The sequence below is a fragment of the Burkholderia sp. WTPI3 genome (assembly GCF_021483755.1).
Taxonomy (GTDB): domain Bacteria; phylum Pseudomonadota; class Gammaproteobacteria; order Burkholderiales; family Burkholderiaceae; genus Burkholderia.
In genome coordinates, this window is sequence record NZ_JAGIXF010000023.1 from 1 (window position 1) to 25,483 (window position 25,483).

At 62.3% G+C, this 25,483-nt stretch carries 26 protein-coding genes; 19 read left to right on the forward strand and 7 right to left on the reverse strand.

All coding sequences use genetic code 11. The features are described 5' to 3' along the window. The 4 genes from J7024_RS14940 to J7024_RS14955 form a co-directional block, all read left to right on the forward strand. Positions 1-1,082 (forward strand): tyrosine-type recombinase/integrase (locus tag J7024_RS14940; protein ID WP_234745197.1); only part of this gene is annotated, 1,082 nt, incomplete at its 5' end. A 338-nt stretch (positions 1,083-1,420) separates the two neighbouring features. Next, positions 1,421-2,611 carry a ParA family protein gene (locus tag J7024_RS14945; RefSeq protein WP_234745198.1) on the forward strand — a complete coding sequence of 397 codons (1,191 nt, stop codon included), beginning with the start codon at positions 1,421-1,423 and terminating at the stop codon, positions 2,609-2,611. Between the two features lie 14 nt (positions 2,612-2,625). After that, positions 2,626-3,594, forward strand: a complete 969-nt coding sequence (locus tag J7024_RS14950; protein WP_234745199.1) for a ParB/RepB/Spo0J family partition protein — start codon at positions 2,626-2,628, stop codon at positions 3,592-3,594. Positions 3,595-3,916: 322 nt separating this feature from the next. Further along, positions 3,917-5,146, forward strand: coding sequence for a Replication protein O (locus J7024_RS14955; protein WP_234745200.1), 1,230 nt, complete (start codon positions 3,917-3,919; stop codon positions 5,144-5,146). A 436-nt stretch (positions 5,147-5,582) separates the two neighbouring features. On the opposite strand, the gene J7024_RS14960 is transcribed toward J7024_RS14955, so the two are convergent. Beyond that, positions 5,583-5,780, reverse strand: coding sequence for a hypothetical protein (locus J7024_RS14960; RefSeq protein ID WP_025496663.1), 198 nt, complete (start codon positions 5,778-5,780; stop codon positions 5,583-5,585). Positions 5,781-6,272: 492 nt separating this feature from the next. Between J7024_RS14960 and J7024_RS14965 the strand changes: the two genes are divergently transcribed. The 4 genes from J7024_RS14965 to J7024_RS14980 are packed head-to-tail and all read left to right on the forward strand — an operon-like array spanning position 6,273 to position 9,337. Further along, complete coding sequence (locus J7024_RS14965; RefSeq protein ID WP_025496661.1) at positions 6,273-6,677, forward strand: hypothetical protein; 405 nt, start codon at positions 6,273-6,275, stop codon at positions 6,675-6,677. A 10-nt stretch (positions 6,678-6,687) separates the two neighbouring features. After that, a complete protein-coding gene (locus J7024_RS14970; RefSeq protein WP_234745201.1) occupies positions 6,688-7,506 on the forward strand; it encodes a ParA family protein in 819 nt (272 codons plus the stop codon). Between the two features lie 23 nt (positions 7,507-7,529). Continuing rightward, complete coding sequence (locus J7024_RS14975; protein WP_234745202.1) at positions 7,530-8,867, forward strand: ParB/RepB/Spo0J family partition protein; 1,338 nt, start codon at positions 7,530-7,532, stop codon at positions 8,865-8,867. 59 nt (positions 8,868-8,926) lie between these two features. Next, entirely contained in the window at positions 8,927-9,337 is a 411-nt protein-coding gene (locus J7024_RS14980) for a TrfB-related DNA-binding protein (protein ID WP_029675812.1), read from the forward strand. Between the two features lie 51 nt (positions 9,338-9,388). On the opposite strand, the gene J7024_RS14985 is transcribed toward J7024_RS14980, so the two are convergent. Continuing rightward, positions 9,389-9,766 (reverse strand): hypothetical protein, encoded by a 378-nt coding sequence (locus J7024_RS14985; RefSeq protein ID WP_234745203.1) that lies wholly within the window; start codon positions 9,764-9,766, stop codon positions 9,389-9,391. A gap of 45 nt (positions 9,767-9,811) precedes the next feature. Next, a complete protein-coding gene (locus J7024_RS14990) occupies positions 9,812-10,804 on the reverse strand; it encodes an IS5-like element ISBmu23 family transposase (protein ID WP_007182917.1) in 993 nt (330 codons plus the stop codon). 71 nt (positions 10,805-10,875) lie between these two features. Here J7024_RS14990 and J7024_RS14995 point away from each other — a divergent pair, with 71 nt between their 5' ends. Further along, positions 10,876-11,691, forward strand: a complete 816-nt coding sequence (locus J7024_RS14995; protein ID WP_278500188.1) for a replication initiator protein A — start codon at positions 10,876-10,878, stop codon at positions 11,689-11,691. An 85-nt stretch (positions 11,692-11,776) separates the two neighbouring features. Further along, positions 11,777-12,223 (forward strand): hypothetical protein, encoded by a 447-nt coding sequence (locus J7024_RS15000; RefSeq protein WP_025496679.1) that lies wholly within the window; start codon positions 11,777-11,779, stop codon positions 12,221-12,223. 192 nt (positions 12,224-12,415) lie between these two features. On the opposite strand, the gene J7024_RS15005 is transcribed toward J7024_RS15000, so the two are convergent. The 4 genes from J7024_RS15005 to imuA all read right to left on the reverse strand — a co-directional run bounded on the left by J7024_RS15005 (position 12,416) and on the right by imuA (position 18,947). Continuing rightward, positions 12,416-13,549 carry an IS701 family transposase gene (locus J7024_RS15005; RefSeq protein WP_442861903.1) on the reverse strand — a complete coding sequence of 378 codons (1,134 nt, stop codon included), beginning with the start codon at positions 13,547-13,549 and terminating at the stop codon, positions 12,416-12,418. Positions 13,550-13,678: 129 nt separating this feature from the next. Next, positions 13,679-16,825 carry an error-prone DNA polymerase gene (locus J7024_RS15010; RefSeq protein WP_234745204.1) on the reverse strand — a complete coding sequence of 1,049 codons (3,147 nt, stop codon included), beginning with the start codon at positions 16,823-16,825 and terminating at the stop codon, positions 13,679-13,681. A gap of 6 nt (positions 16,826-16,831) precedes the next feature. Further along, positions 16,832-18,310, reverse strand: coding sequence for a Y-family DNA polymerase (locus J7024_RS15015; protein WP_234745205.1), 1,479 nt, complete (start codon positions 18,308-18,310; stop codon positions 16,832-16,834). After that, a complete protein-coding gene (gene imuA / locus J7024_RS15020) occupies positions 18,231-18,947 on the reverse strand; it encodes a translesion DNA synthesis-associated protein ImuA (protein ID WP_234745206.1) in 717 nt (238 codons plus the stop codon). The genes J7024_RS15015 and imuA overlap by 80 nt, the downstream gene beginning before the upstream one ends. Before the next feature lie 169 nt (positions 18,948-19,116). Here imuA and J7024_RS15025 point away from each other — a divergent pair, with 169 nt between their 5' ends. From J7024_RS15025 to J7024_RS15065, 9 genes are all read left to right on the forward strand, one after another. Continuing rightward, positions 19,117-19,881 carry an SOS response-associated peptidase gene (locus J7024_RS15025; RefSeq protein ID WP_234745207.1) on the forward strand — a complete coding sequence of 255 codons (765 nt, stop codon included), beginning with the start codon at positions 19,117-19,119 and terminating at the stop codon, positions 19,879-19,881. A gap of 896 nt (positions 19,882-20,777) precedes the next feature. Then, the gene (locus tag J7024_RS15030; protein WP_234745208.1) at positions 20,778-21,110 is read left to right on the forward strand and encodes a hypothetical protein; all 333 of its coding nucleotides are present in this window, start codon (positions 20,778-20,780) and stop codon (positions 21,108-21,110) included. Between the two features lie 114 nt (positions 21,111-21,224). Beyond that, on the forward strand, positions 21,225-21,494 hold the full coding sequence (locus J7024_RS15035) for a hypothetical protein (protein WP_234745209.1): 270 nt from the start codon (positions 21,225-21,227) through the stop codon (positions 21,492-21,494). Between the two features lie 482 nt (positions 21,495-21,976). Next, on the forward strand, positions 21,977-22,426 hold the full coding sequence (locus J7024_RS15040) for a hypothetical protein (RefSeq protein ID WP_234745210.1): 450 nt from the start codon (positions 21,977-21,979) through the stop codon (positions 22,424-22,426). Then, entirely contained in the window at positions 22,416-23,090 is a 675-nt protein-coding gene (locus J7024_RS15045; RefSeq protein ID WP_234745211.1) for a hypothetical protein, read from the forward strand. Before J7024_RS15040 ends, J7024_RS15045 begins: the two co-directional genes overlap by 11 nt. 65 nt (positions 23,091-23,155) lie before the next feature. After that, complete coding sequence (locus J7024_RS15050; RefSeq protein WP_234745212.1) at positions 23,156-23,305, forward strand: hypothetical protein; 150 nt, start codon at positions 23,156-23,158, stop codon at positions 23,303-23,305. 550 nt (positions 23,306-23,855) lie between these two features. Beyond that, on the forward strand, positions 23,856-24,359 hold the full coding sequence (locus J7024_RS15055) for a hypothetical protein (RefSeq protein WP_234745213.1): 504 nt from the start codon (positions 23,856-23,858) through the stop codon (positions 24,357-24,359). Next, a complete protein-coding gene (locus J7024_RS15060) occupies positions 24,356-24,889 on the forward strand; it encodes a hypothetical protein (protein WP_234745214.1) in 534 nt (177 codons plus the stop codon). Before J7024_RS15055 ends, J7024_RS15060 begins: the two co-directional genes overlap by 4 nt. A gap of 70 nt (positions 24,890-24,959) precedes the next feature. Then, complete coding sequence (locus J7024_RS15065; RefSeq protein WP_234745215.1) at positions 24,960-25,397, forward strand: hypothetical protein; 438 nt, start codon at positions 24,960-24,962, stop codon at positions 25,395-25,397. Positions 25,398-25,483 lie beyond the last annotated feature (86 nt).

A 25,483-nucleotide genomic window follows, 5' to 3' on the forward strand; every position in this document is an offset into this window, starting at 1 on the left:
ACCTCGATGCGATCCGTGCCTGGATCGAAACGCGCGGCGCGCGCAGCGCACATACGCGCCGGGCTTACCGCGGCGAGGCCGAGCGGCTGCTGCTGTGGGCCATCGTTGTGAAACGCAAGCCGCTGTCGTCACTCAACACGCTGGACTGCGGCGAGTACGTCAACGGCTTTCTGGCCGATCCGCAGCCGGCCGAGCGCTGGATCGGCCGCGGCCGCATCGAGCGGTTCGATCCGGCCTGGCGGCCGTTCACCGGTCCGCTGTCGGACCGCGCCCGGGAAACGGCTCGCAAACGGCTGTCGGCCATGTGCGGCTGGCTCGTCAAGGAACAGTACCTGCGCGTCAACCCGTTTCACGGCCTGCAGAAGGTGGACACTGCGCAGCCGGCGATCGACACGGCCGGTCGCACGCTGACACACGCCCAGTGGCGCTTCGTGCTGCAGGCGACGCGGCGTCCGCTCGAGGTGCCCGGGTACACCGCCGCGCAGCAACGCGATTATTTCGCGCTGCTCTTTGCGTATGCCACCGGCCTGCGGCGGGAGGAACTGGCCAATGCGACAACGGACGGGCTGTCGCGCAAGGCGCTCGATGCGGCGCTCGGTGACGCCTGGACGCTGCGGGTGATCGGCAAAGGCCGGCGCGAGCGGCGGGTGCCGATGCCCCCGCGACTGATGGACGAGCTGGAAGCGTCGCTGCTGCGGCGACCGGAGCCCTGCACCCTCGAGACGGCGCCGAAGCGCACGCCGCTGATCGCTCACCTGAGAACCGGCCGGCGCCTGACGCCCGACGCGCTCGCCCGCCTCTACAAGGCGATCTTCCAGCGTGCCGCCGCCCTGCTCCGCCCCGCCTATCCGGGCGCCGCCGCGGATCTGGAACGCGCGAGCACGCACTGGCTGCGGCATACCCACGCGAACCACGCACTCGACGCCGGCGCCGACCTGCGCGACGAGCGTGAACTGCTGGGCCACGCCAGCCTGCAGACTACCACCCTGTACACGAAGGGCGACGCGGTGCGTCAGTACCGCGCGGTGGAGGCGTTTTTTGATGCGGCGCTGGACGAGGCGGCAGAAGCACCGCCGGCCTGATGGGCGACGTACTGGCCTCGTGAGCCGTTGCTTCACCGCATCGCACATTGGATTCCATTCGCCCCCCGCTTTGGTCGCGCGGAGCGCCCGGAAGGGCGATCTTGAACCGATCGCGCTTAATTGGTGACTTCTTTTTCGCATGCGAAAAGAAATCGGGCGTCTAAACCTCAGGCAAGTTCTTAAGAAATCCGCCCAATCCCTGTCTTGGCGAGGTTTTCAGGCGTAGTGTCCCCGCAAAAGTTAACTTGCGTTTACCTCTCGCGGAGGCTACGCTTCACGAAATTCGACCGTACTGGTCGAAGAACTCTCTTTCGGTCCAATCGACGGGAATGGTAAACATGGATATGACGACACTTCTGCCGCCGGGGAAAACTACAGCGGCAGATCTGATGCAGCTCGCTCAGCTCTCGGACGTCATGCTGCAGAAGATACGCGACGAGATGCTTGAGCCTTTCCCGCGAAAAGTGCCCCCCCCCATTTCCTCCACTCGACTGCAAGAGATGTGCGGCATCGACAAGCAGCGGATGGCGTACGTTTTGAAGAAAGGGGAGCTGCCGCCTGGCACGCAATCCAAACCCGGCGCGCCGCGCGCCTTCACCGTTGAAGACACCATTGCTTGGGTGAAGGCCTCGCTCAAACCGGTGCAGCGAAAGGGTCCAGCAAAGGTAATTGTCGTCGCCAACTTCAAGGGCGGTGTCACGAAGACCACTACTTCGACCCTTCTGTCCCAAGGGCTCGCAATGCGCCGCGGTAGGCGAGTTCTGCATATTGACCTCGATCCCCAAGGCAGCGCAACCACGCTTTACGGAATCAACCCGCACGCGGAGGTCGACGCGTCGCAGACGATCATGCCGTTGATCGAAGCGTACCTTTCCGACCAGTCGTTCGACATGACCCAGTTACCAGTGCCGTCCTACTGGCCAAACGTGGACATCATCCCGTCTTCGACTGAGCTATTCAACGCCGAGTTCATGCTGCCCGCGCGGGCATCCGCAACCGATCAAGGCGTTCGGTTCGAACAGGTCCTGCATGACGGTCTCGAACAACTGAAAGAGGCGTACGACTACATCATCATCGACACGGCGCCGACTCTCAGCTACCTGACGATCAACGCGGTCTTTGCTGCTGATGGTGTGATCGTCCCGGTCGTGCCGGACATGCTTTCATTTGCATCGATGGTGCAATTTTGGCACCTGTTTGCTGACTTGATCAACGGGATGAAGGCGTTCGGCGACGAGCGATCAAAGGAGTTCGATTTCGTTGATGTGCTCGTAACGCGTATGACCTCAAAACCGGCGGCGCAGATTCTGCAAGGATGGATCACGCAGATCTACGGATCGCGGGTCTTACCGATTGAGATTCCCGAGACTGATCTCGCCCGGAACACGAACATGCGTTTTTCTACGTTCTACGATCTTGCGAATAGCGACGTCTCTGCCGAGACGCTCAGGCGCATTCGAAACCCGGTCGATCAGCTAGTGGACCGGGTGGACGATAAGGTATCGGCCAGCTGGTCGAGAGGGAGCTAACTATGGCTTCATGGATGAAAGAACACGCCGCGAAGGCGAAGGGAATCAGTGTCACGGCAGAGGATCAGCGAAAGGCTGCTGAAACTCAGCCTATGCAACCCCGAACCGCACCGGGACAGCTATTTCAGCTGCAGGCTACGGCGGAGAAACAGCGACAGGAAATCGCCGAACTGAAGGCAGAGCTTGAACGGGCCTCGCGGGCGAAGAGACCGGTTGCTCGTATGCACGAGGTCGAAGGACGGAGGCGAAAGCTGACGCCAGAACAGTACGCTGAGCTGAAGGCCAATTTGGCTAAATATCCGCTCGCGAATCCTGTTGTGTTGGAAGAGCGCCCGGATGGCGACTGGAACATCAACGCGGGCAACAACCGTGTCGCAATCTATCGGGAGCTCGGCTTCGAGGAGATCGACTCGATTGTCACGAACGTCGACCCTGAGCTAGCTGAACGGCTCGGGTTCTATTCCAATTTGTTCGCGCCGTCGCTGTCGGACTACGAGAAGTATCTCAATTTTCAGCGTCTCCAAGAAGGGGCGGACGCGTTGACACGCCAAGAGTTGGCCTCTGCTGCCGGGCTGTCCGGTGCACATGTAAGCCGCATTTTCTCGTTTGAGGGCCTTCCTGACGAAGCCAAGAAGATCCTGGCTGAGCGCCCTGAACGGCTTGGCGCTGAAGCGGCGACACAACTCGCCCGGGCCGCCGCAGATGGTCGCGCAGCATTGGTCATTGAAGCGGTGAGGCGGCTCGTGGCCGACGAGAAATTCCTTCAGAAAGATGCCGTGAAGGCTGTCCAGCCAGCGCGACAGAAAGCGGCGCAACACGGTCAGCCTCTGGTCGTGAAGGTCGGCAGGAAAAGCTACTGCGAGATCACGGCACGCAACGGCGTAATCGGTGTGAGGCTGAAGGCCGAGGTGGAGCGGGCTGACGAGTGGGCGAACGAGATTCGGCTCTTCATTGAGACGAAGTTGAACGAACGAGACGTGTGAGGTGTTACGAGTCGTAAATCCCTAAGAAACAAGAGGTTAGGAATTTAACAACGTTTTCCTGATCGGACTTACGAGTCGTAACCGCCGAAAAATCAACCACTTAGGAATCGAGCAACTATGGAGCTGATGATGAGCTGAGACGACCCCGGAAAGACAAAGGCCTCGGCTGGAACCGAGGCCTTTGCGAATGTGGGCTTGGCTGGAACCTCGCCCGCTACACTCAACCGGCTGGAACCGGAAGAGATAGGACACCTCCGAGTGTAGCGGATCGCGATCGACAGTCAAGCGTTGACCAGCCATTTTTTTGAAATGGACGCTGGATATGTCTATCGCGCAACCTCAAGTTGCTGGCGAGGGTGAAGCTCACCCCGACGCAACCGCCCTCTCAATTTCCGCGGCGGATTCACAGGCCCGAGCCGAATTCAGCTGCGATGCGACCAACCTTCCCTGGACAACGTTCCGCGCCGCGTTTCGCGCGTCACACATGGAAGGACTCTCAGCACGCGCGCGCGCCGTTCTCGCCGCCCTCGCCCGAACCGTCTTGTCCAACCGGCCCTACGCTGCGATTTTCGCCCGCCGTACGCTGCTGACTGGCCGGGCCATGCAGTCCATGCGCACGTTCTACCGTGCCCTCGACGACCTCGAGGCCGCCGGCCTAATCGTGCGAGCCCCCCAGCAACGAATCGACGCCGAGGGGCGATTTGGACGGGCATACCTCCACCTGACCGAAAAAGCCGTCCTGCTGCTGGGCTTCGTTGAGCCTGCGGTCGCAGTCCGCCCGCCCGTTGACGAAGCCCCCGAGCACCGCGCCGACGATCAGCCCAAGCCTTCCTTGGGCGCCCAAGAGAACGGCGGGGCCAGTCCGCCTGCCACCGTGGCAGACGGTGCTATATACAGGGAGGTTTACCCAACCTCTTTACAAAAGAGACAACCAGGCGCCCTCCCTCCGGACCTGATCCGCCTCACTTCGCTGGGTTTCAATAAGAACCTCGTCTTTAAACTCATGGGCGAAGCCACCCGTGCCGGGAAGCGCCTATCGGACGTCGTCGAATCCTGCTGGGAGCCCCTGCGGAAGGCATTTGCACCTATCGCCTATCTGAGAGCCCTGCTTTCAAAACCCGTCGATTTCCGCTATCAGGCCCGGCAACGCCGCGACGAGGTCGAGCGGTCCCGCGTCCAGGAGGCCGAGCAAACCGAACTGACCGACGCCCTACACCGTCACGCCGGCCAGATCCTCCTCGACCCTGAGACACGAATTCGCGTGACAATCAGCGATGACGCCCTCTCTGCAACCGTGGTTTGTCCGAACGAAAGCCGCCCGCGGTCCGCAGCCGGCACAGCGCTTCTCGATCTCGCGCGTGGCATCGTAAAGGGGCGCCTGCGGCCTCTCGGATCTGCCCCAGTGGAGAAACACGCGGTGCCGAGCCGGATCGCCAATGTCGACAACGCCCCAGAGACCGGTGAGGGAGGGCCGGCGTCGCTGACCCATGTCCATCGCATGCGTGAGATGCTGAAACGCTTTCCCTCTGCACACTCAGGCGCGCTCCGATAATGGACTGGGTTCCCTTCCCCTCAGGCCCCCGCTTCGACGAGTTGGGAGACGGCCGCGGGCGGCTCAGCCTGACGGGCCCGGCACCAATCGAGATAAAAGAAGGTCTCGATAAATCGGGTATCCGTATTTTGCCGTTGATGGATGCTGCGCCGCAGCATCCATCGCCTATGCGTTCACATTGGCGTCAGTCGCAACGCCGACAGCCCCAAAGACGAGCAATCCAGACAACACGTAGTTGATTAGGCGCATCTCCGGGTCGGCGTGGAAAAGCACGACGAACACAATCTCGAAGAAGACTGTAGAGACAGCGGCGAAGAAAATAGGCGTGAAGTTGTCACGCCGCTTCGTTTCGGCTCTGATCCGTTTGCAGACGCGCGAGCGCGTCGTCCACCGCTTCGGACTAGCTACGCAGGCCATCCAATGCACCCCCTGTAATTCAGCTGACAGATGGGGCTGACGAGCCTGTTTTGAACAGGCTCTCGACGTGCTGGACCAAACCTGTGTCATACGCAACCGCCGCGCGCAGCCCGTCGCCAAAGCTCGTGAACACGTCTCCGGACTTGGGCTGCATCTGGCCCATGATCCCGGCCTGAACGAAGAGCAGCCCCAAGAGGCAGAGGATAAAGCGGATCATGGTCTCGTCTCGGTAGGAAATACAGCTTCGAGTGGCAGGGGAGGGGGAGCGTACAGACCGGCGCGGACCTTCTCGCGTACCCGCGCGATCTGCCGGCCGACCACCGCTGGCGACATCTCCAGCCGCTCCGCGACTTCGCGGCGAGAAAGCCCTGCATCAATGAGCGACACGATCTGTTCCTGATCCCTTGTAATACCGCCTACGTTCGAGTTTCGCATGCGAAATTTGATCACCGCCACACCTGATTAATTTATGTTCAAGTGCTCTTTAGGACGAGCGACCGGCGAGCCCGCGCAGTGACGGTTGGCCGCGCACTTTCATGTCTCCAGTGCAGACCAGATTCTATCTAACGAGGAGCCCCCAATCCAGGGCTATCTTGATTCTGCTGCGCCACATCCATTGACCGTCAACATATTTAATAATATGATCCAGATACGTCGAAGCCGATGATGAGAATCAATGGCAGAGAGCCAACAAGAATTGGAGAATTCCATGTCGAACAATGTGCAGACCCGCATCTTCCAACTCCTATCCGACCTGATTCCGAACCTCGAATCGAACGCGAGCCGCACGCACTTCGCTCCCCCTCGGATCGTCGGAGATATGGCGGTGCATTGCACTATTGACGAAGCTCGCAATGGGCATCTTGAGGTGGAGATCGCGCACGACCAGACGACGGCCCGCGGGCGTCGCCAGTCGTGGATCTGCTTCGACGTGGATACACGCAGCGCTACGGCTCGTGTGACCCGCTTTCAGGATGGCTGTCACTACAGTGTTACAAGTCCGCACACCGATGCAGAGTCGGCCCGTGTTAACCTCTACGCTGCAAACTGGCTAGCTGTCCTTTACACGTTGGGCCGCGTGTTTCAGCCGGTCGACTGCCTCGCACGCGTGTGAGGCCTAAATAATGAAGATCATCGCAATATCTAACGGTAAAGGCGGCGTCGGAAAGACGACGACCACGCGTCATCTAATTTTTTCTGCGATTGAGCGTGGCTTGCGGACTCTCGCGGTGGACCTCGATCCCCAGGGAAACCTTAGCAATTCTCTTCTGTACCAACAGAGACTCTCGCAGCCAGACGCTGAACGGATCGGCTTCGCATTGAGCTGGGAGCAGATGGGCCTGCCGGAAATTGCGCCGAGTGCGAGCGCACACCTTCTGTACCAACCGGACAGTCCGGTCGAGCCAATGCCGATCATGAAAAACGTTTCGCTCATCGGTGCAACGCCCGAGCTCGCCGATGTGCTGACCTGGCCACTCGACAGTGCGCTTACGGCGCGTGAATCACTCCATCGATTTTCGTCGCAGTATGACCTATGCGTGATCGATACTCCGCCTACGATGAGCAATCTGGTGATCGGCGGAATGATCTGTGCACGGTACGTGGTGATACCTACCGATATGGACATCGACAGCATGAGCGGTCTCCTCGGCATGTCGCTGAAGCTCGAACTGGTGCAGCGCGAGCTGAATCCAGAGCTCGAACTTCTAGGCGTCCTGCTCAATAAAGTAAACCCGCGGCGTGCCGCTGACCTCTCAATGCGAACTACCGTGCGAAACACCTTCGAAGGCGCCGTACTTGACGTTGAACTCCAGGACAGGGCCGGCGTCCGCCATACCAGTTTTCACCCGGTCTGGAAGCATCAGCGCGGCGAGAGCGACAGGAAGGCAGCCAGAGAAATGCGCGCCTTCTGCGACGCCGTATTCGGGAAAGTCGGCCTGTAAAACAAGCAAGAAGAGGTACACGTATGCAGCAGCTCTCAAATACCGGGACTCTCTCCTCCCTGTCAGTCCTCACCCGTGCCGCAACCGCCCGCGCGCAGATCGAAAAAGAGACCGGCGCGACGAGCCAGGTAGTACAAGTCGCGAGAATACGCGTCAAACCCCAGGTGCGTCACGACTTCTCAGATATTGCCGACTTCGCTGAGCGCCTGAAGGTGGTCGGCCACGTTCATACGCCTGTCCTCCTGAGAGAGATCAAGGGCGAGGCCGACTTCGAATTGATCGCTGGCGAGCGGCGCGTCCGTGGAAGCATCCTGAACGGGTGGACCGAAATCCCCGCCAAAGTGTTTCCGGCTGATACCCCGGATTTGAAACTCCGTATGTACCAGGTTTCGGAAAACATCGACCGCAAGGGACTCAACCTGAAGGAGACCGCGACCGGACTGGCCGCTGACGTCGAGCGGTTCGGTCGGGAGGAGGCCGCACGGATCTGGGCGGCTCCGAACGGCAAACAGCGCAGCGCATCGTGGGTCTCGAAACACCTGCGGTTCCAGAAGTACGGCCCGATCACTAGAGAGTTGTTTGACGCGAACCTCTTCGACGACATCGAAGCGGCAAACAAGATGGATGACATCGAGGGCGTGAGCGCCGACGTTGCTGCCGAGATTGCAGCCGAGATGAGGGAAGGGCGGAAAATTGGGCGACAGACGTTCGAGGCGCGGCTGAACACTCTGCGACAGCCCGGACCGCCCCCCGGGGATGCGCCTGCCTCGCCGCTCGGTGACGCGGCCACGTCGGTGCAGGAAACCGCACCGCAACCTGCTTCGCTCAAGCCTGCGGTATCTGCAGCGGCCGCCGAGGTACGGACCGTTGATGCCAGTAGCGAGCTTGCTGTCCGAACCGCTCCGGAACTTCGCGACGCCGCCGGCGAAGGTTCCGACGATGCCGCAGCCCTCCGCTCAAATCCACCAGCACGGCCAAGGCAGCAGCGGGTATCGAGCGCCGATCCGAAAAATGCAGTGATCTGGCGAGTAGAGGAAATCTACGAAACCGGGACGGGCGCGATCGAACGTCTGCGGTCCCTGCACCGTGACCTGGCGGCCGCTGGCGTGAGCCCCGAGGACACAGAGTGGCGATTGTACGTCGCCTTCGTTGACCTGGCCGGTTCGGCGCTGGTTGGCATTGGACCCGAAACCGCAGGTAGAATATTGAACAGGTTCAGTGCTGAATTAAATTCGAGTGGACCACTTGAACTGTTGAACAGGCTGCATCCGAGCCGGAAGACGGGCGTCCTGCCAGACGACTTCGGGTACGATACCGAACGCGAAATTCATCCTCTGGCGCCGGGCAACTGGACGCTGTAATGCAACGGGACAGGGCTGACAGGACCTTACCGTTGCCTGTCAACCTATCGGAACCAACCTTGGCAACTTTCCGCCTTACAGCTAAGAGTTTTTCAGCACTTGATGCCGCCATGCGTGAGCAGGCACGAGAATACGGGACAAAGCACTTCACGGAGCGCAGCCGGGATATAGCGCGCGCCGTCATCGTCAACGGCGAGCCAGCAGCCGACGTCGCACGGGCCTACGCGGTGACCCGACAGCGGGTCAATCAACTGGTGACGCGCTACTACGAAGGGCTGCTGTCCTTGAATCTGCCGGAAGCGGATGTGATTTTATGGTTGAAGCACGGCTTCGAGGTGCCGAGCACGATCATCGAGCCGCTCGAGGCTTTTCTCTCGTCTGCGCAACGCTCCAGAGACACAAAGAAGGTCCAGTCGGCTCTGACGTCTGTCATCAAAGCCTTACAGACACAGACGAGCAAACTGGAGTGAAATCGGGGTTTGCAGGAGAGAATGAGTACAGTCGAACAAGAACGCAGCTACTCACTGCGAGGGCCAGTTCCGGGGCACAGGCGTCTCCCGGGGGAAAAGCTCCCTGACATCAGCAGCGTCGTCGTCTTGCGCGACGGACCGGCTGCAGAGGCAGCCCCGCCTCACGACGTAGAATTCGATGCCGAGCAGCTCGAGCTTTTCGAGGGCGAGCAGCTCGCGGCCACGTGGAAGCCGCGCGAGGATCTGCATTCTCTCGAATTCCCTCTCTTCTCGCTGCAGAAAGGCAAGGACACGCGAGACCGGGTCTACAGGAACGGCGAGCAGATCGTGCGGATCATACCTAGGGAAACGCTGATCAATGAGCCTGTCGTCCGCATAACGGACGAGGCAGGTTGCAATTTTCAGATTGACGTAGGAATTTGACGACATGCGAGGTGAGTTTCGCTCGTATTCGGGCCTCACTTCCCGCGTTTTTCACACACATGACGGATTGCTCCCATGAGTCGACAACAGCTGATTTTTCGCGATCACCAGGTTCGCCAGCGCGAACAGACTGAACAGCTGTGCCGTGTTCCTGGCTAGACCCTTGTAGCGCACCTTGCGATGACGAAACAGGTTCTTCACGACATGAAACGGATGCTCGACCCGGGCGCGGATCTGCGCCTTGGTTCGCTCGACCGCGATCACGAGGTCCTTCAGCGGACCTTCCTGCATCGCCCTGATCTTTCCGCGCTTGAGCGCCACGTGCCACTTCACCGTCTTGCCCTTCATCTCCTCGCGCTTGTCCACGCCGGTGTAGCCCGCATCGCCAAACGCTTCCTGCTCATGACCGTGCAGCAGGGCGTGGGCCTGCGATACGTCCGGCTCGTTGGCCGCCGTGGTGACCACGCTATGCACCAGACCCGAGTCGGCGTCGACGCCGACATGGGCCTTCATGCCGAAATACCAGTCGTTGCCCTTCTTCGTCTGATGCATCTCCGGGTCACGGCTCTTCCCGGCGTTCTTCGTGGACGGCGCAGCCTCGAAGATCGTCGCATCCACCAGCGTGCCTTCCTTCATCATCAGCCCGCGCTCGCACAACTCGATGCCGATCTCGTCGAACAGCTTTCGCGTCAGTGCGTGCTCGACCAGCAGGCGCCGGAATTTCAACAGCGTGGTGGCGTCCGGCACGTTCTCGCGCGCCAGGTCGATGCCCGCGAAGGCGCGCATCGCGATGCTGTCGTAGAGCGCATCTTCAAGCCCTTCGTCCGACAACCCGTACCACTGCTGCAGCAAGTAGATCCGCAGCATCCGTTCCAGGCCAATCGGCGGCCGGCCACGCTCGCCCTTCGGGTAATACGGCCCGATCACCGACAGCAGCCGCGACCAAGGGACGACCTTCTCCATCTCGGCCAGAAAGCGTTGACGCTTGGTCACCCGCTTCTTGCCCGCACTTTCCGCTTCCGCAAAACCGATCTGCCGCTGCATCGTCGTGGGTCCGTTCCGTGAGCTTCTTTCTACAACGCCCTTGGCCTCGTCAGCGATGACCGCCAAGCCGAATTGATCAGTGTTTCCCTAGCGCGGTTGGTGCGGCGAATATTTTCGACAAGGACCTGCTCGTATATGCGGCAACGCTGATCTGCAAGGCGGCCGATGCCGGGCAGCCCGTGTCCCGACGCATCCGCTTCAAGGTCCGCGATTTCCTGAACTACACCAACCGGAGTACGGGGGGAGCCTCGTATCAGCGCATCGTCGACAGCTGCCGGCGACTGCGGGGTACCACCATCGAGACCAATTTCGACTCCGTCAGGCCTGGCGCGAACGAGAACGGCATCCACCCGACGCTCGCCGGATATGGTCTGATCGACGAGTACAAGGTCATCTCGTACACGGCCAACAAGAAGGGGGCACTTGAAGTCGAATTAATCCTGTCGGAATGGACGTTTGACTTACTGAAAAACCGCCGCGTGCTCATGATCCATCCCGGTTACTTCGGACTCCGGCAAGGGCTCGAGCGCCGGCTTTACGATCTGGCAAAGAAACACTGCGGCGACAAGCTGTGGTTCAAGATCCGCCTGGAGAAACTACACGAAAAGTCCGGCTCCGCGCAGGCGCTTAAATACTTCCGGCGTGACCTGATAGAAGCAATCGAGGCAGACAAACTGCCGGAGTTCCACATCGCGCTGGATGACGACAAGGCGATGGTTGTCTTCTTTCGTTGCGATCGCGATAACCGCCGACAGGACCAACAGCTGGTCGCCGGTATTCACCGCGAGCTGCTGTCAAAGAAGCTGCTGAAATGGTATTCCGCTCTGCGGCGATGGGATTCCGGTGCACAGGCCAATGCCCAATACGAGCTAATCCCGAGCGACTGAGCCGGGCCCTTTTACACTAACCGTAGGAAAGAAGGAAAAGTGGAATGGACGCCACCCACCTAACGAGATAAGGAGATGGATAAAAATGCCACAACTTAAACAGAGTGAGCCCAATAAGATGAGCATAGGGAACCAGATCGGAACCGGATTTATGGTTTCCTTGGGTGGCGCAGTTGTTTTGGGCGTAATTATCACCGTAATAGCGGGTCTGTCTAAATCGGGCAGCCTCGTGATGAATCTACCAGCCATAGACGTAATCATTTTTTCTCTGTCTGTTCTCTATACGCTGGCACGTTGCTTTTGGACGGGAGTATGGTTCCCCGCGCTCTTCGGTGGTGGGGCATCGGGTATGGCTGGCTTCGCATACATGGCGAACGTTTGGGCCGCGGAACAAAATGGTGGAGCAACCGAATTTACGCTGAGTTTGCTCGGAATGGTTCCGTATCTGATATTGGCTGTATGGGTTTTTGCAGCAATCATGGCCTTCCTTATGCCTGCGATGGGAGTTGCCAGCGAATCATCCTCTGACTAGTACTACAGCCGTAGATAAAACAAAGCAGGAGGTGCGCAGCCGCGACGCCGGTAGTGACACTGCTGGGCGCGGTACTGGTGCCTCCGCCGCCATGTCGACCAAGCCAGCACGTACTCGATGGAGTGAGCGCCGCGCCATAGCAGGCGGCACAATAGCCGGAGTATCTCCTGCACACTGAGCGGCACCGAATCTTCAGGCGTTTTTTTTGGCGCGCACCCGCAGGGTGACGAGCACGGCATGGGCCAGCAGCGCCAGCGTGATGTGGCGGTACCAGCCCTGCCATTGGCGTACCTCGTATTGATCGAGCCCGCATTCGCCTTTGGTTGCCTCGAAGCCGGTTTCGATTTCCCACCTGCGGCCCGCGACGTTGACTAGGGTTTGCCGTGTGGCTTTGCTGCGAGGGGCGTATACGACGTAATACGCATGCTCGCGTTGCTCGTCCAGGCTGCGCCGCACTAACAGGTAATGCCCGAAGCGGCGCTCTTCTGTGGTGATCTGCAGACGCCACAGTGGGGCGAGCGCCCAGTCATACATGCGCTCGCCTTTGGCGCCGGCACCTGCTGACAGGCGTCGCCATGCCCGTGCCGGCAAGGCTTCGGCGATCCGGTCGGCCCGTACGTAGTCGGGACCCTGCCACCACAGGGGTTCGTTCTTCGCGACGGCCATTACGAAAGACTGGCCGCGCGACTCGAGCCACAGCCGCAGGTGACGGTCGCCGCCGTAGACTTCATCACCCGTGACCCAGCCGCACGGCACGCCTGCGTCCAGCGCCCGCTCAAGCATGCTGCGCGCGAGCTGCGGCTTCGTTGCAAACTCCACCGCCTCGGGAATGCCCGCTGCCTCGCAGCGCACACGGTCATCGGTCCACGCCTTGGGCACATACAGTTCGCGGTCGATAAACGCGCTGCCGCCGCGACCGGCATAGCAGAGGAACACGCCGATCTGGCTGTTCTCGATACGGCCTGCCGTGCCACTGTACTGCCGTTGCACACCGGCCGAGTGCTGCCCCTTCTTGACGAAACCGGTCTCGTCCACAATCAGCACCGCGTCACGCTCGCCCAGTTGTTCAACGACGTACTCCCGCAGCACATCGCGCGCGCCATGCGCATCCCATTGCGCCCGCTCGAGCAGGTGCTGCACGCCATCAGGCGTTGCTTCGCCGATCCATTCGGCGAGTTGCCAGCCGTTCTTGCGCTCGACTGTGCCCAGCAGGCCCTTCAGGTAAGCGAGAGACCGACGTCGGGGCTCCGGGCGCCTGAACAGTTCTCCGAGCCGCAGGTGTAGCGCCTCCAGTTCACGTTCCCACGCTCTTGCCGTCGAATGCATCGCTTTCAAATATAGTAGTACTAAATATTGTTAGTATAGTAAAAAATCTACGACTGTAGTACTAAGGTCAACGGATTTCTAAGGAACGTAGTCTGGGAGCCCACATGGAGAAGCGGCCCCGCCCCGGTATCAACAAAACTCGCGAGCCGACGTCGGCAGGTTGCCGAGCAGCTCTGACCGGTCAACCAGCCTTTTCGCAATCAGGTGCTGCACTTTGCCGTCTGCCTGCCACACACCGTAGACGGCCAGCAGCGACGCACCCAGGACCTCCCGCCGATACTTCTCCAGCAGGGCCGGCCAGACGATCACGTTCGTTTGCCCGGTTTCGTCTTCCAGTGTCATGAACAGCACTCCGTTCGCCGTACCCGGGCGCTGCCGCACCGTTACCAATCCGCACGCTCGCGCGATCTGCCCGGAACGTAGCGACGCGAGCTCCGCAGCTGTCTGTAGTCGATCGATTCGCAGACGATCGCGCAGCAGCGCGAGCGGGTGACGGCCGAGCGTGAAACCCATCGCCCGGTAGTCGGTGACGATTTCAGCACCTTCCGAGGCATGCTCAAGCGCCGGCACTGCATCGTCACGCGAAGTGTCGCGCAGCAGGTCCCAATCGGGCGCCGCGGCCGCAGCCAGCCAGAGAGCATTGCGTCGGTTCGCCCCGGCCAGCGTGCGCAGGGCGTTCGCACGCGCGAGGACCTGCAGGTCGTGGCGATCGAGCTGCGCGCGGCGCGCCAGATCCGCGACGTCGACGAAGGGACGAACGGCTCGTGCGAGCTCGATGCGTGCCGCGGCGTCTTCGCGCATGCCGTTCAGCAACGACAGGCCGAGCCGCACTGGCGCGGCCGTCGTGTCGCCTTCAATCGTTGAATTCCAGGTGCTGACGGTGACGTCGACGGGCAGCACAGGCACGCCGCGGCGCCTGGCGTCCTGCAGCAGTTGAGAGGGCGTGTAGAAACCCATCGGCTGACTATTGAGTAGCGCAGTCAGGAACACGCCTGGTTCGTGCCTGCGCAACCATGCGCTTGCGTAGACAAGGAGGGCGAAGCTCGCCGCGTGGCTTTCAGGGAAGCCATACTCGCCGAAGCCCTTTATCTGCGAAAACACCGCCTCGGCGAACTCGCGATCGTAGCCGCGCGAGAGCATCCCGCTCACGAGCCGGTCGTGATAAGGCTCGAGGCCGCCCTTGCGCTTCCATGCCGCCATCGCCCGGCGCAACTGGTCGGCTTCGCCTGCAGAGAATCCGGCCGCAAGCATTGCGACCTGCATCACCTGCTCCTGGAAGATCGGCACGCCCAGCGTGCGCTTCAGTGCCTTCTCCATCGCTTCGGACGGGAACGTGACGGGCTCGAGGCCCTGCCGCCGGCGAAGAAACGGATGGACCATGCCGCCCTGGACCGGACCCGGCCTCACAATCGCGACCTCGATCACCAGATCGTAAAAGCACCGCGGCTGCAGACGCGGCAACATCGACATCTGCGCCCGCGACTCGACCTGGAACACGCCCATGCTGTCGCCATCGCAGAGCATGTCGTACGTGGCGGGATCTTCGGCCGGGATGTCCTGCAGCTCGAATGGCTCGCCGCGCTTTTCCGAGATCAATTCGAGCGCGCCCCGCACCATCGACAGCATGCCGAGCGCGAGGATGTCGATCTTCAGGATGCCCAGTGCTTCGATGTCGTCTTTGTCCCACTGAATTATTGTCCGGCCATCCATCGCGGCATTCTCGATCGGCACGAGACGCGAAAGTTTGGTGCGGCTAATGACGAACCCGCCGCTATGTTGCGACAGGTGCCGTGGAAAACCGAGCAGTTGCGTGGCAAAGGCTGCCCACTGCTGATTGAGCGATGCCTCGGGATCGAGTCCGGCTTCGGCGAAGCGCTGCAGCAGATCCTCACGTGAGTCGAACCAGTGATGTGCCTTCGCGACGCGATCGACAATCGCTGGATCGACGCCGAGCGCCTTCCCCGCCTCGCGCAGCGCGCTGCGCGGGCGGTATGTTGTGACTGCGGCCGTCAGGGCTGCGCGATCGCGGCCGTACTTGGCGTAGATGTACTGCATGACTTCTTCGCGGCGTTGGTGCTCGAAGTCCACGTCGATGTCCGGCGGCTCGTTACGTTCCTTGCTGATGAACCGCTCGAAAAGCATGTTGGAGCGAGCCGGATCAACCTCGGTCACACCGAGGGCGAAGCAGACCGCCGAATTCGCGGCAGAACCACGTCCCTGGCAGAGGATGCCCTGCGCGCGCGCAAAGCGAACGATGTCGTAGACCGTCAGGAAATACGCTTCGTACTTCAGTTCGTTGATGAGCTTCAGCTCGTGTTCGATCTGCGCCTGCACTGCAACCGGAATCCCGTCCGGGAACCGCCGATGCGCGCCGATATAAGTCTCGTCGCGAAGGTATGCGGCCGCGTCGCGGCCGGCCGGCACCAGCTCGTCGGGGTACTCGTACTTCAATTCGTCGAGCGAGAACGTGCAGAGCCGCGCCACGCGCTCGGACTCCTCAAGCGCGCCTGCCGGGTAAACGTTCGCAAGCCGAAATCTGGACCGCAGATGACGCTCTGCATTCGGAGCCAGGTCGTACCCACATTCTGCGACAGGCCGCCCAAGCCTGATAGAAGTCAGCACGTCCTGCAGGGGCTTGCGCGATCGCACGTGCATCAGGGGCCAGCCGGTGGCCACGACCGGCACGGTATGGCGAGTGGCGACGAGCTCGACGATGCCGCGATGAATATCGTCCATCGCCCGCGCGTGGAGTGTCAGCGCGATCCATGCACGATCGCCGAAAACGCGCGCGAACCATTCCACCTGGGCGTCGAGCCGCTGCTCTCGCGCAGGGAAAGCGGGCGACAGGATAGCTACGCACCCAGGCAGGCTGCGCAGGTGCGAGTAGGGCGGTTCTGGATGTTCGAGATCCCTCGGTGCTAGGCGGTACGTGCCTTTCTTGCCGCGTGTGCGTCCTAGCGATACCAGTTCGCAGAGGTTGCCGTAGCCTTCGCGGTTCATTGCAAGCGCGGTGAAGGCGAGGGCGGGCGTGCCGTCGGCAGAGATGAGCTGGAAGTGTGACCCAACGATCAGCGGCAGACCCACAGACTTCGCCTCGACATGCGCGCGGACGATCCCGGCAAGCGAGCATTCGTCAGTGATCGCGAGCGCGCTGTAGCCAAGCTGGGCGGCACGAGCAACCAGCTCTTCGGCGCGCGAGGCGCCATGCAGGAACGAGAAGTTGGTCGCGCACTGTAGCTCCGCATACGGGGGCAGTGCGCCATAGGGCGAGCTCATGGCCGGTCATCCGAACAGGCCGTGCAGGAACCAGCGTGGTTCACGCTCGTCGCGGGTTGAAACGCGCTCCTGAAATACCCAGTAGCAGATACCGTTCGCGTCTTCGGCCACGAAGTAATCACGCGTGACGAGGTTGTTGTCCTGCCAGCCGACCTCGATTCGCTCGCCTGGCGACGCCATGCGTAACTCGGTGCCGTAAAACGGGCGGTGTCCCCGCATAAGCAGTTCGACTGGCTGTTCCAGCAGCCAGGCCGGACGCGGCAAATCCTCCGGCAGTGGCGACGGTCGGGCCGCGGCCTGTAGTGGTGTCCACCGCGCTGCGACTTCCGGGCGAAAGTCTGCTAACCGCGCCGGGCCGAGCACGTTTTCCGCGCCGAGCCGCGCGCTCAGCAGCTCGAGAAGGCGCGCATGATCCTGCGGCGTGCCGCCCGGCTCAGGAAACAGTGAGTCGGCCGGTGCGGCGGCAGGCTGCACACGCCGCGCGTCCAGTCTTACCGCGATCACCGGCGCCACAAGCTCGACGTGAGACAGGCGTTCCTTGACTAGCCTCGTGAGGTGCTCCTCGAAGCGTGTGGGCGCGCCCAGCGCGATCTCGATCCCGGTCGGCACGATCGCCTCGCGGCCGCGCTCATGTTCAAGCGACAGCGCGAGCAGCGTGATATCCAGTTGCTTTGCCGACAGCCAGCCAGTCAGCTGCAGAATGAGCCGACGCGCGACAAACAGCACCGCATCGGCATGCTCGACCCGATCGGGCAATTCGAGGCGCGCATTGAACGTCGGCGGTGTCTCCAACCATTCGTACGCGGCCGGGGCATCCCCGGTGACCCGATCGAGCCAGTCAAGCAGCGCGGTGCCGCAGCGTTTCTTGAGGCCCGCGCGCGGGAGCCGCTGCAGGTCGGCGAGTGTCGTGCAGCCGAGCTCGTCGAACCACCCGACATAACTGCGCGCCGGCGGAGCGGTGCGGATGGACGCGTGGGACAGGGCGCGCCGCAGGGACCGCGCGGTCATTGCGGTGCCACCCCGCAGGCCTCGGGCAAGCATCCACGCAGCGGGCCCGGACGACGCCACGGAAACTGCTCCCGTCACACCGAACGACGAAATGGTTTCGCGCACACGTCGTCGCAAGGCGCGAACGCCGCGGAACAGTCGGAGACTGCCTGTCACATCCAGAATCACAACGCGCTCGTTCTCGCGCACAACGTTAGCCGTGAACTGGAGCAGAGCATAGGCGACGCCGAGCAGGAGCTCGTCCTCCCGCGCGACGTCGCGCACGTGGATCTGGGCGTCCGGCGCAAGCGAGAGTACGCCGCCGCGGCGCATTCCTGCGACGACGCCCAGTTCCCGCGCGGCGCGGTCCGCAGCGACGACGCGATCGCGCTCGAGGACGACGAGGCCACGCGCGTCTTCATGCGACAGCGCTGGCCACCGCGGCCGGAACGCTTCGAGGGTGAGGTGCGGCAGATGCACGCCGATCCAGACTGACATGACGGTTCAACAATATCGGCGAGGGCGACAAAGGCACGAACAACGGCCTATCCAGTTGAGGGCCGCGGCGCTTCACGAATGCAACGTCGACGCCATCCCGGCGCGGCGTCAGCGCGAGCCTCAGCGGAGCCGGCGAAGCGTTGCGTGCGGCGGTGACCGGACGGAACATGAAAAACAGCGCGGAACCACTCTGCGCTGCCAGATTGAGCCGACGTAGCGCGTCAGCTCGTGTGGCCGCCTGCCACAGCAACACGGCGCCACACGTGCCGGCACGTAGTGCCTGTTCCGCGGCCCACAGCGCATCGGCGGTGCGGGGCGCACGGATAGTCACGAAACGGGCCGGATCTACACCCCAATACGCGAGCGCGAGCGCCTGCAGATGGTGTGGAGGCTGGACGAGCATGATCGGCCGCGTGGCCAGGCGGCCCAGCACGGGTGCTAGTAGGCGCAGCTCGCCGATCCCGGCCTGCTGGACGAGCAGTTCGACGAGACACCCGGCGGGCCAGCCGCCACCGGGCAGTTCGGCGGTCAGATCCGCATGGCCCGTGTCGATGCCGCGCGCGCCGGAGCGCGCAAGCTGCGACGCCCGCCAGAGCGAAGCATGGATCAGTTCCGGATTGGCAAGAGCGGCTTCCATCGGCTTTCGATCACTGTATAAATGTACAGGTTTTCCATTCTAGCGCACACGCGCAAAAGTGCGAGGGGATTCGGCATTGGCTTATGGGGGCAGATCTGACGGTCGGCCGTCATCGGCGGCCGCCGTCGCAGGAGTATGATTCCCGGACTGACGAAGGAGGGCACGGACCGTGTGCGTCAACTACGTCCCTACGAGGCGGAGCCGGTACGCCGAGCATTTCCAGGCCGAGCTGCCGTTTGGCGAATGGCCGGACGAGACCTATCGCGACTATCCCGCACCAATCATCAGGCGTGGAGCCGACGGCGGTCGCGAGTCGCTGCTCGGCACGTTTGGGATGAAGCCGCGCAAGCGCATTCCTCCCCATGTGCGCGACTTCGACACCATGAACGCACGTAGCGAGACAGTTGGCTCGAAGCCGAGTTTCGCGAAGTTCTGGGCGGCCTGCCAGTTCTGCCTGGTTCCGGCCGAAAGCGTGTTTGAGCCTCGATACCCACCGCTTCCCGATCTCGACGTCCCCAATCGCGACGAACTCATCAAGGCGGTGCTGAAGCAAAAGTCCGAGCGATGGGCGATCAGCCTTGCCGACGGCGAGCCGCTTGCGGTCGCGGGCTTGTGGCGCGCCTGGGACGAACCGGAGGGGAACACCTCCCATTCCTTCACGATGCTCACGGTGAATGCAGACCAGCATCCCCTCCTGCGGCAATTCCACAAGCATCTCAAACCCGACGGCACTCCGAACGAGAAGCGGGGCGTAGTCATCCTGCGTCCGGACCAGTACGACGACTGGCTGGCCTACCGAGATCCCGAGGTCGCCCGTACCTTCCTGTCGCTGCTACCGCCCGAATCCCTGGCCATTGCGCCGGCTCCAAAGGCGCGGCGCAGGTCCGTCGATGCCGAGACTCCCGTTGAGCACGGCGAGGATTCGCTGTTCTGAGCGGCGGGTAGGCTGCAATCTGAGTGTCTATCGGGCCACCCGAACGAGTGTCTATCGGACCACCGAGGCGCACGATTTTTTTCCGCGAAAAGTGTCCATCGGACCACCGCTGCGCGCGTCTATCGGCGCACCGCCGCTTTTTGCCACTCCCTGGAAACGCTTGCGGCACAAGGTAAGCAGACGCATCAATGCCGGAAGTCAGGGTGCATAACGCTGAACTTTCAGCCACTTCCCGCGCGTCTATCGGGCCACCCAATGCAATTCTGTGGATAACCTGCGCCGTCAGGCGTCTATCAGACCACCACACGCGTCTATCGAACCACCGCCGACGCGTCTATCAGACCACCGGCGTGGTGTCTATCGGACCACGCAACGGCGCCGGAAACCATGCCCGGCGTGCGCTCTGCGAACCGTAAACGCGCGCGCGGTTAACCGTTTATTTTTTTAACTTGGTTTTAACTGCGATCAGGGACGGCTCCACCACCGAGTGGGGCTCCGCCCCCCGGTGCTGGGTTCGCCGGCTAAAGCCGGCCCCACCCACCCGGCCCCACCCCCCAAAAAGAACCGTGGCCTTTACGGGGCTAGGGAAACGAAACCCCCACCTTCCCGCCAGGCAATATGCGGCAGGCACTAAGGGCTACGCCGGGCCGCTGGCCCGGCGCATCCCTAAGTGCGCGATAAAAGATTTACGGGGCGGCTCACCGCCCCGTAAATCAACGCGCTCGTGTGCGAGCCATTTGCCGTGAACCTTCACCGGTACGCAAGCGTCTACCCCGAGTACGGCAGTGAGGGGGCGCCCCTTGGCCCAATCTAGCCCGCCTGGTCCGCGTACTGGCCGCAGGAGCGGCTGCAAGGCATGGGCGAAGGGGTAGGGGTGCCCCGACGTAGAAAACGGATTGCGCGGCCGCACGCAATCAGGCTATTTTGCGGCCCAGCCACAGGGTGCCGAGCCTTCGGATTTCGACAAGGGCAGGGCGCCGGACGGCAAGACGATCGGCGCGGAATCGCTTGAGGTCGCAGCCACGTACGCCCGTGCCAGCGGCTGCTGGCCGGACTCGATCGACTCTCGTGGAGACGGCGTTACACGACGCCAGAAAGTCGAAGGCCCGCTTGCGCGGGCCTTCGACTGCCTTTTCATGGAAGAGAACTGCATTCGTACCCCAGCGATCGGGGTGAAGCTATTAAACCGCACAAGCATGCAGTCGTGCAATACCTTTTTACAATTTTAATCACTTATTACTGTGAGTATATTTTGTAAGCCAGTGCGATTTCGGGAAGCGGGTGAGCGGTGGTGAGTTCGACGCGTGGCCAGTATACTTTCGACCTCATCTACTCGGCGTCACATGAACCTTACCCTTCCTTCGCCCATTTCCGACGCGGTCGCGCTTCTCCAGGCCGATACTGCCGGTTCGGATGACCAGCTCCTCGACGTCCTCGCGTCTATCGTGCACCCCGACATGGTTTGCAGCCTCTTCGCGCTCCGTTCGCTCGAACCTGAGGCGAGAAGCCTTGCGATCCGTTGTATCGACCATGCGCTGACCGTCGGCCTCACATCTGAGCAAAGCGCTGTCCTCTACAGCCTGATTGAACCGAGGATCTCGGCACGGTTCTGAGCCGGCGCCTGCCCCCACATCAGCCGCCGCGCCGTGGCCCGGCAAGCCGGTCCAACCAAGCGGCGCGCCGGACCTTGAGCCGCACGCAGTCCTGCCGTCCTGCGCTTCAACCCCTGAAAAGTCGCTGCGCTGCGCTACCGCTTGCTACGCGAGAAGGCGCTCGCCGCGCGGCGTTCTGCCTCGCGCGTGAGTTGCTGCCGACATCCCCGTCCCCCTCGTTCGCCGTCCACTTCCCGCGACCGTAGCTCAGGCCTTTGCCGCGTCAAGGCGCGCGGGGCCGTGTCAGTCGCTGCGCTCCATCCCGCACCACCCCCACGCGTATCTCCTTGACCCGGCGCCGGCCCTCGCACGTTTTGTCGCGGGACGACGAACTCAGGGGAACGGCGGCAGCAGCGAAGCGCAGCCCGCTATCTCGGCAGAACCACTCTACGCCGGGACTCTGAATCTAGGGGCCCGGTCAGCACACCACACAGGAGCACATGATGGACTTCGAACAGTACCGCAAGCAATACCCGGCGAGCCGAACCTTCCAGCGATACACGAGTGAGCAACGGGCGAACCACGCGTCCAGCCACCGTCAGGCCGAGCAAGGCGGATTCGAACGTTTCCGCGCGGGACAGCATGCACCGGCCGCCTCCATCGGCAATGTGCCGCCGATCCACCTCACGTACACCGGCCCTCTCGCCGGAACGACGCTTTGCGGCGCGCCGCGCGGCGATGGGCCGGCCCATCACGCTGTCTATGCCCCGGTGCAGTTGCCGTCCTACCGGGCGCAGTGTTGCCGGGCGTGCCTTTCCACGTTCGCCGCAGCGTGGGCGGGCGAGCGCGAAAAGCCGGACTGGGTTGCCGAAGTCCTGTCCGCAGATCCTGCGGATCTCGCGGCTGATCAACTTTCCCTCTTTCCATCCGCAGGAGATTCGCATGCAAGCTGAACTGGACCTTTCCTCCGCGTCTATCGCCCATGGCGCGATCGCGAGCGCACGCAGAACCTCGGCCGTTGCCGCGCGTGTCGAGCGCGTGTTCGCGGCGATGAGCCGAATCGTCGAAGCGCCCGACAGCAGGCTTCTGCACTATCGGGCCGACTTCTTTACGCATGATCGAGCGTACCTGACGCGCACCTGCGCGAGTGGACTGTACGGCTGGGTGGTGCGCGTGAGCGGTACGCATCTGGTCCAGCTCGGCCGCCATCCGAAGATGCACGAGGAACTGGACGCGGCCCTCGGTCTCACGCGCGAGCTCGACTGTTACCTGGTCGACGCGGGGCGCACGAGCGTGACTGCTGTCAGCGCCGCACAACTGCGTGAGCAGCTGCGCCAGTTCCGGTACACCGTCGAGGGCGCGGGCGTGTGGCGTGGCGAGTCGCGGATCGCGACGATAGACGTCCAGATTACGCCGTGGACGCATGGTGAGCCGCCGAAAGGTGTCGTCAGCATTAGGTCTACCGGCGTGCCCCTCAGCCTGGACGACCTCGTTGCACTGGCCCAGATCGCCGAGTGCGAAGTGGTGCGCAAGTCCCAATCGCTCTTTACCGGAACACGTTCGGTGAGTCTCGACGGCAAGGACGTCTACGCGCTCATCACCGAGCGAGCCGCATAGGCGGAAGCGCCGCCTCGCCCGCCTGCGAAGGCGGGCGATTTTGCCAGGACACGAAGAGGACTTCAATGAACAGACCGATCAACCAGGCGGACGTGCGCGAGCTCGCCGCGGCCGGATATCCGATCGTTGAGAACCATGCCAGCGACACCGAAGCGCGGGGGGGCGTTGCCGATCCAGTCAAGGCGGCACGCGCTGGCGAGAAACGAAGACCGTGATTATGCGCACCCGCGCCCACGTGACGACCTTTCTCCTCGCGAGTTCCTAGCGCCAGTCCCGCTCCGGCGGGCTTCGCCGCAGGCATCCAGCCGGGCCGTGGCAAGCCGCGTGCGCCGGCGTTGCCGGTCACGCCGCTTGCAAATGCCCCGTCCCGGAAAAAGTGAAGAGACCGCTCCAGGGCTTCGCCCGGCGCGGGCCGCCCATTCCAGTCGCTTCGCGATGAGGCGCTACCCGCGCGGGCCTTTCGCGCGATCGCACCAACTGCGTTACGCGCCTCTCCCCGTCATCGCCCATGACGGCGACCGTAGCCCTCGGCGCCAGTGCGTCAAGGCGTGCGGGGCCGTGTCAGTCGCTTCGCTCCATCCCGCACCACCCCCCCGCACTTGCCTCCTTGACACCCTGCCTTCTCAGGCTCCTTGGGCCGCAGGGCGATGAACTCAGGGGAACGGCGGCAACGCTGCAACCCGGTTCAGCGTCCGCCGAAAGGAAACCCCTACTAAGGGCTCCGAATCTTGGGGCCCGGTCAGCAAAAACCAAAGGAGCTATGCGATGAACCGACGCGACACGAAACCTGACCTGCACGCCCTGCTGTACATCGAGCAAGGGCAAGGCGTCACTGAACTCGTTAGTGAAATCCCGAGATCTGTCGTCAGCGCGACCGGATACGAGTTTACCGGCGCAATCGAACTGCGAGCGTTCCTGAACCGCGAGCATGCGACGGCATTTGGTCACCGTGTCGTGTTGAACAGCGTCGGCCCTGAACTGACCGAGCTTCGCGCTGCCGTGCGCAAGATGGAGCGTATGCAGGAGCGGATGCGAAAGATGGAGAAGGAACTCGGCGAGGCCTCGACGTTCGCCGAGTACGCCCGTCGCGGAATGCGCGCGGCAGGCGTCGGTATCGTGCACGTCGCACGTGACGCTGCAGGACGCCCCCGGAACGCGTCCAACTACATCACCGTTCGTGCGGACGACGGAGGATCGGTTCTCGACGCCGTCGGGCGTCTCGAGACTATCGCGCTGATGCTGTTCGCTCGCCGCGTGGAGGCAGCATGAGAGCGCAACTGGTTGAACGCTGGGAAGGCGGCGGCAAGCACGGCCACTACCAGATCGACGTCGAACGATTTGAATCGAGGCCTGGCGTGCCCTTCTTCAACATCCGCAAGTCGCGCTGCGGACATGCGTATGACTCGGCGCTCGCGCGCAGCTCTGCCGAAGCGCGTCAGCGCGTCCAGCACACGGTTGAATGGGGACTCGCTGTCGGACCGACGAAGTACAGGCGCACTTATCGCGACGCGAGTCTCGCGCCAGTAGACCGGGACGTCGAACCCGTGCTATCGGCGCAGCCGAATCCGCATGAACTGGCCACCAAGATCGGCCTGTTCCTCGTCAGCCGGACCGGACGTTGGAATGGTCAGTGGCGCGGCAAGCTGCTGGCCGACGAGCAACGCGCGCTTCTCGGGCGCTACTTCGGACGCGGCACCCTGATCATCGATGGTGCCCGTGAGCGAATCCGCTATCAGGTCGAGCGCTTGTTCGGTGGCGGGACCGATACGAAGGCCGACCTCGCTTGGGCAGACCTCTGAGCAGCCGCGGAATCCACAACGTGACTTAACCGGCGGGCACCCACGCAGGTGCCCGCGATCTCGGATCAACATGATGAACCAACCCCTTTCACCTAGCGTCACGCTGCCCGGGAAATGGCCGCTGCGCACGCAGGAACCCGTCCGGTGCGCGCAGATCCGCGTGATCCTCAATACCATCGTGACGGACGCCCTCACCGCATGGCGATGCGCTCCGCGCAGGACGTGGGGCGACATCAGCAGGCTCGTACTCAGCCAGCTGGCCACGCTGGACCGCCTCTATCCAGAGGCGGGAATTCTCGACACTCCGATGCGACAGACGGTGGTCCGCTTCTTCGCCACCAATGTGGATGCGAGCATCACCGGTTTCGGTCGCAGAGAGGGAGACCCGCCGTCACCTGCTGCGCTGCGGCTGGTGTCCGCACTGCGTGCGGTGCGGGGGGAGGTCGATGAGCCAGCAACCCAGAACCCGCACTGTCGCGGACAATATCAATGCGGCGTTTTGGTGTGATCTCGCGCCTGAGATCAATGACTGCACGGCCGAGTCGCATGTCGGTGAAGCGTGCGTCCGGCTGCTTAACCTCTTCGAGCGCATCC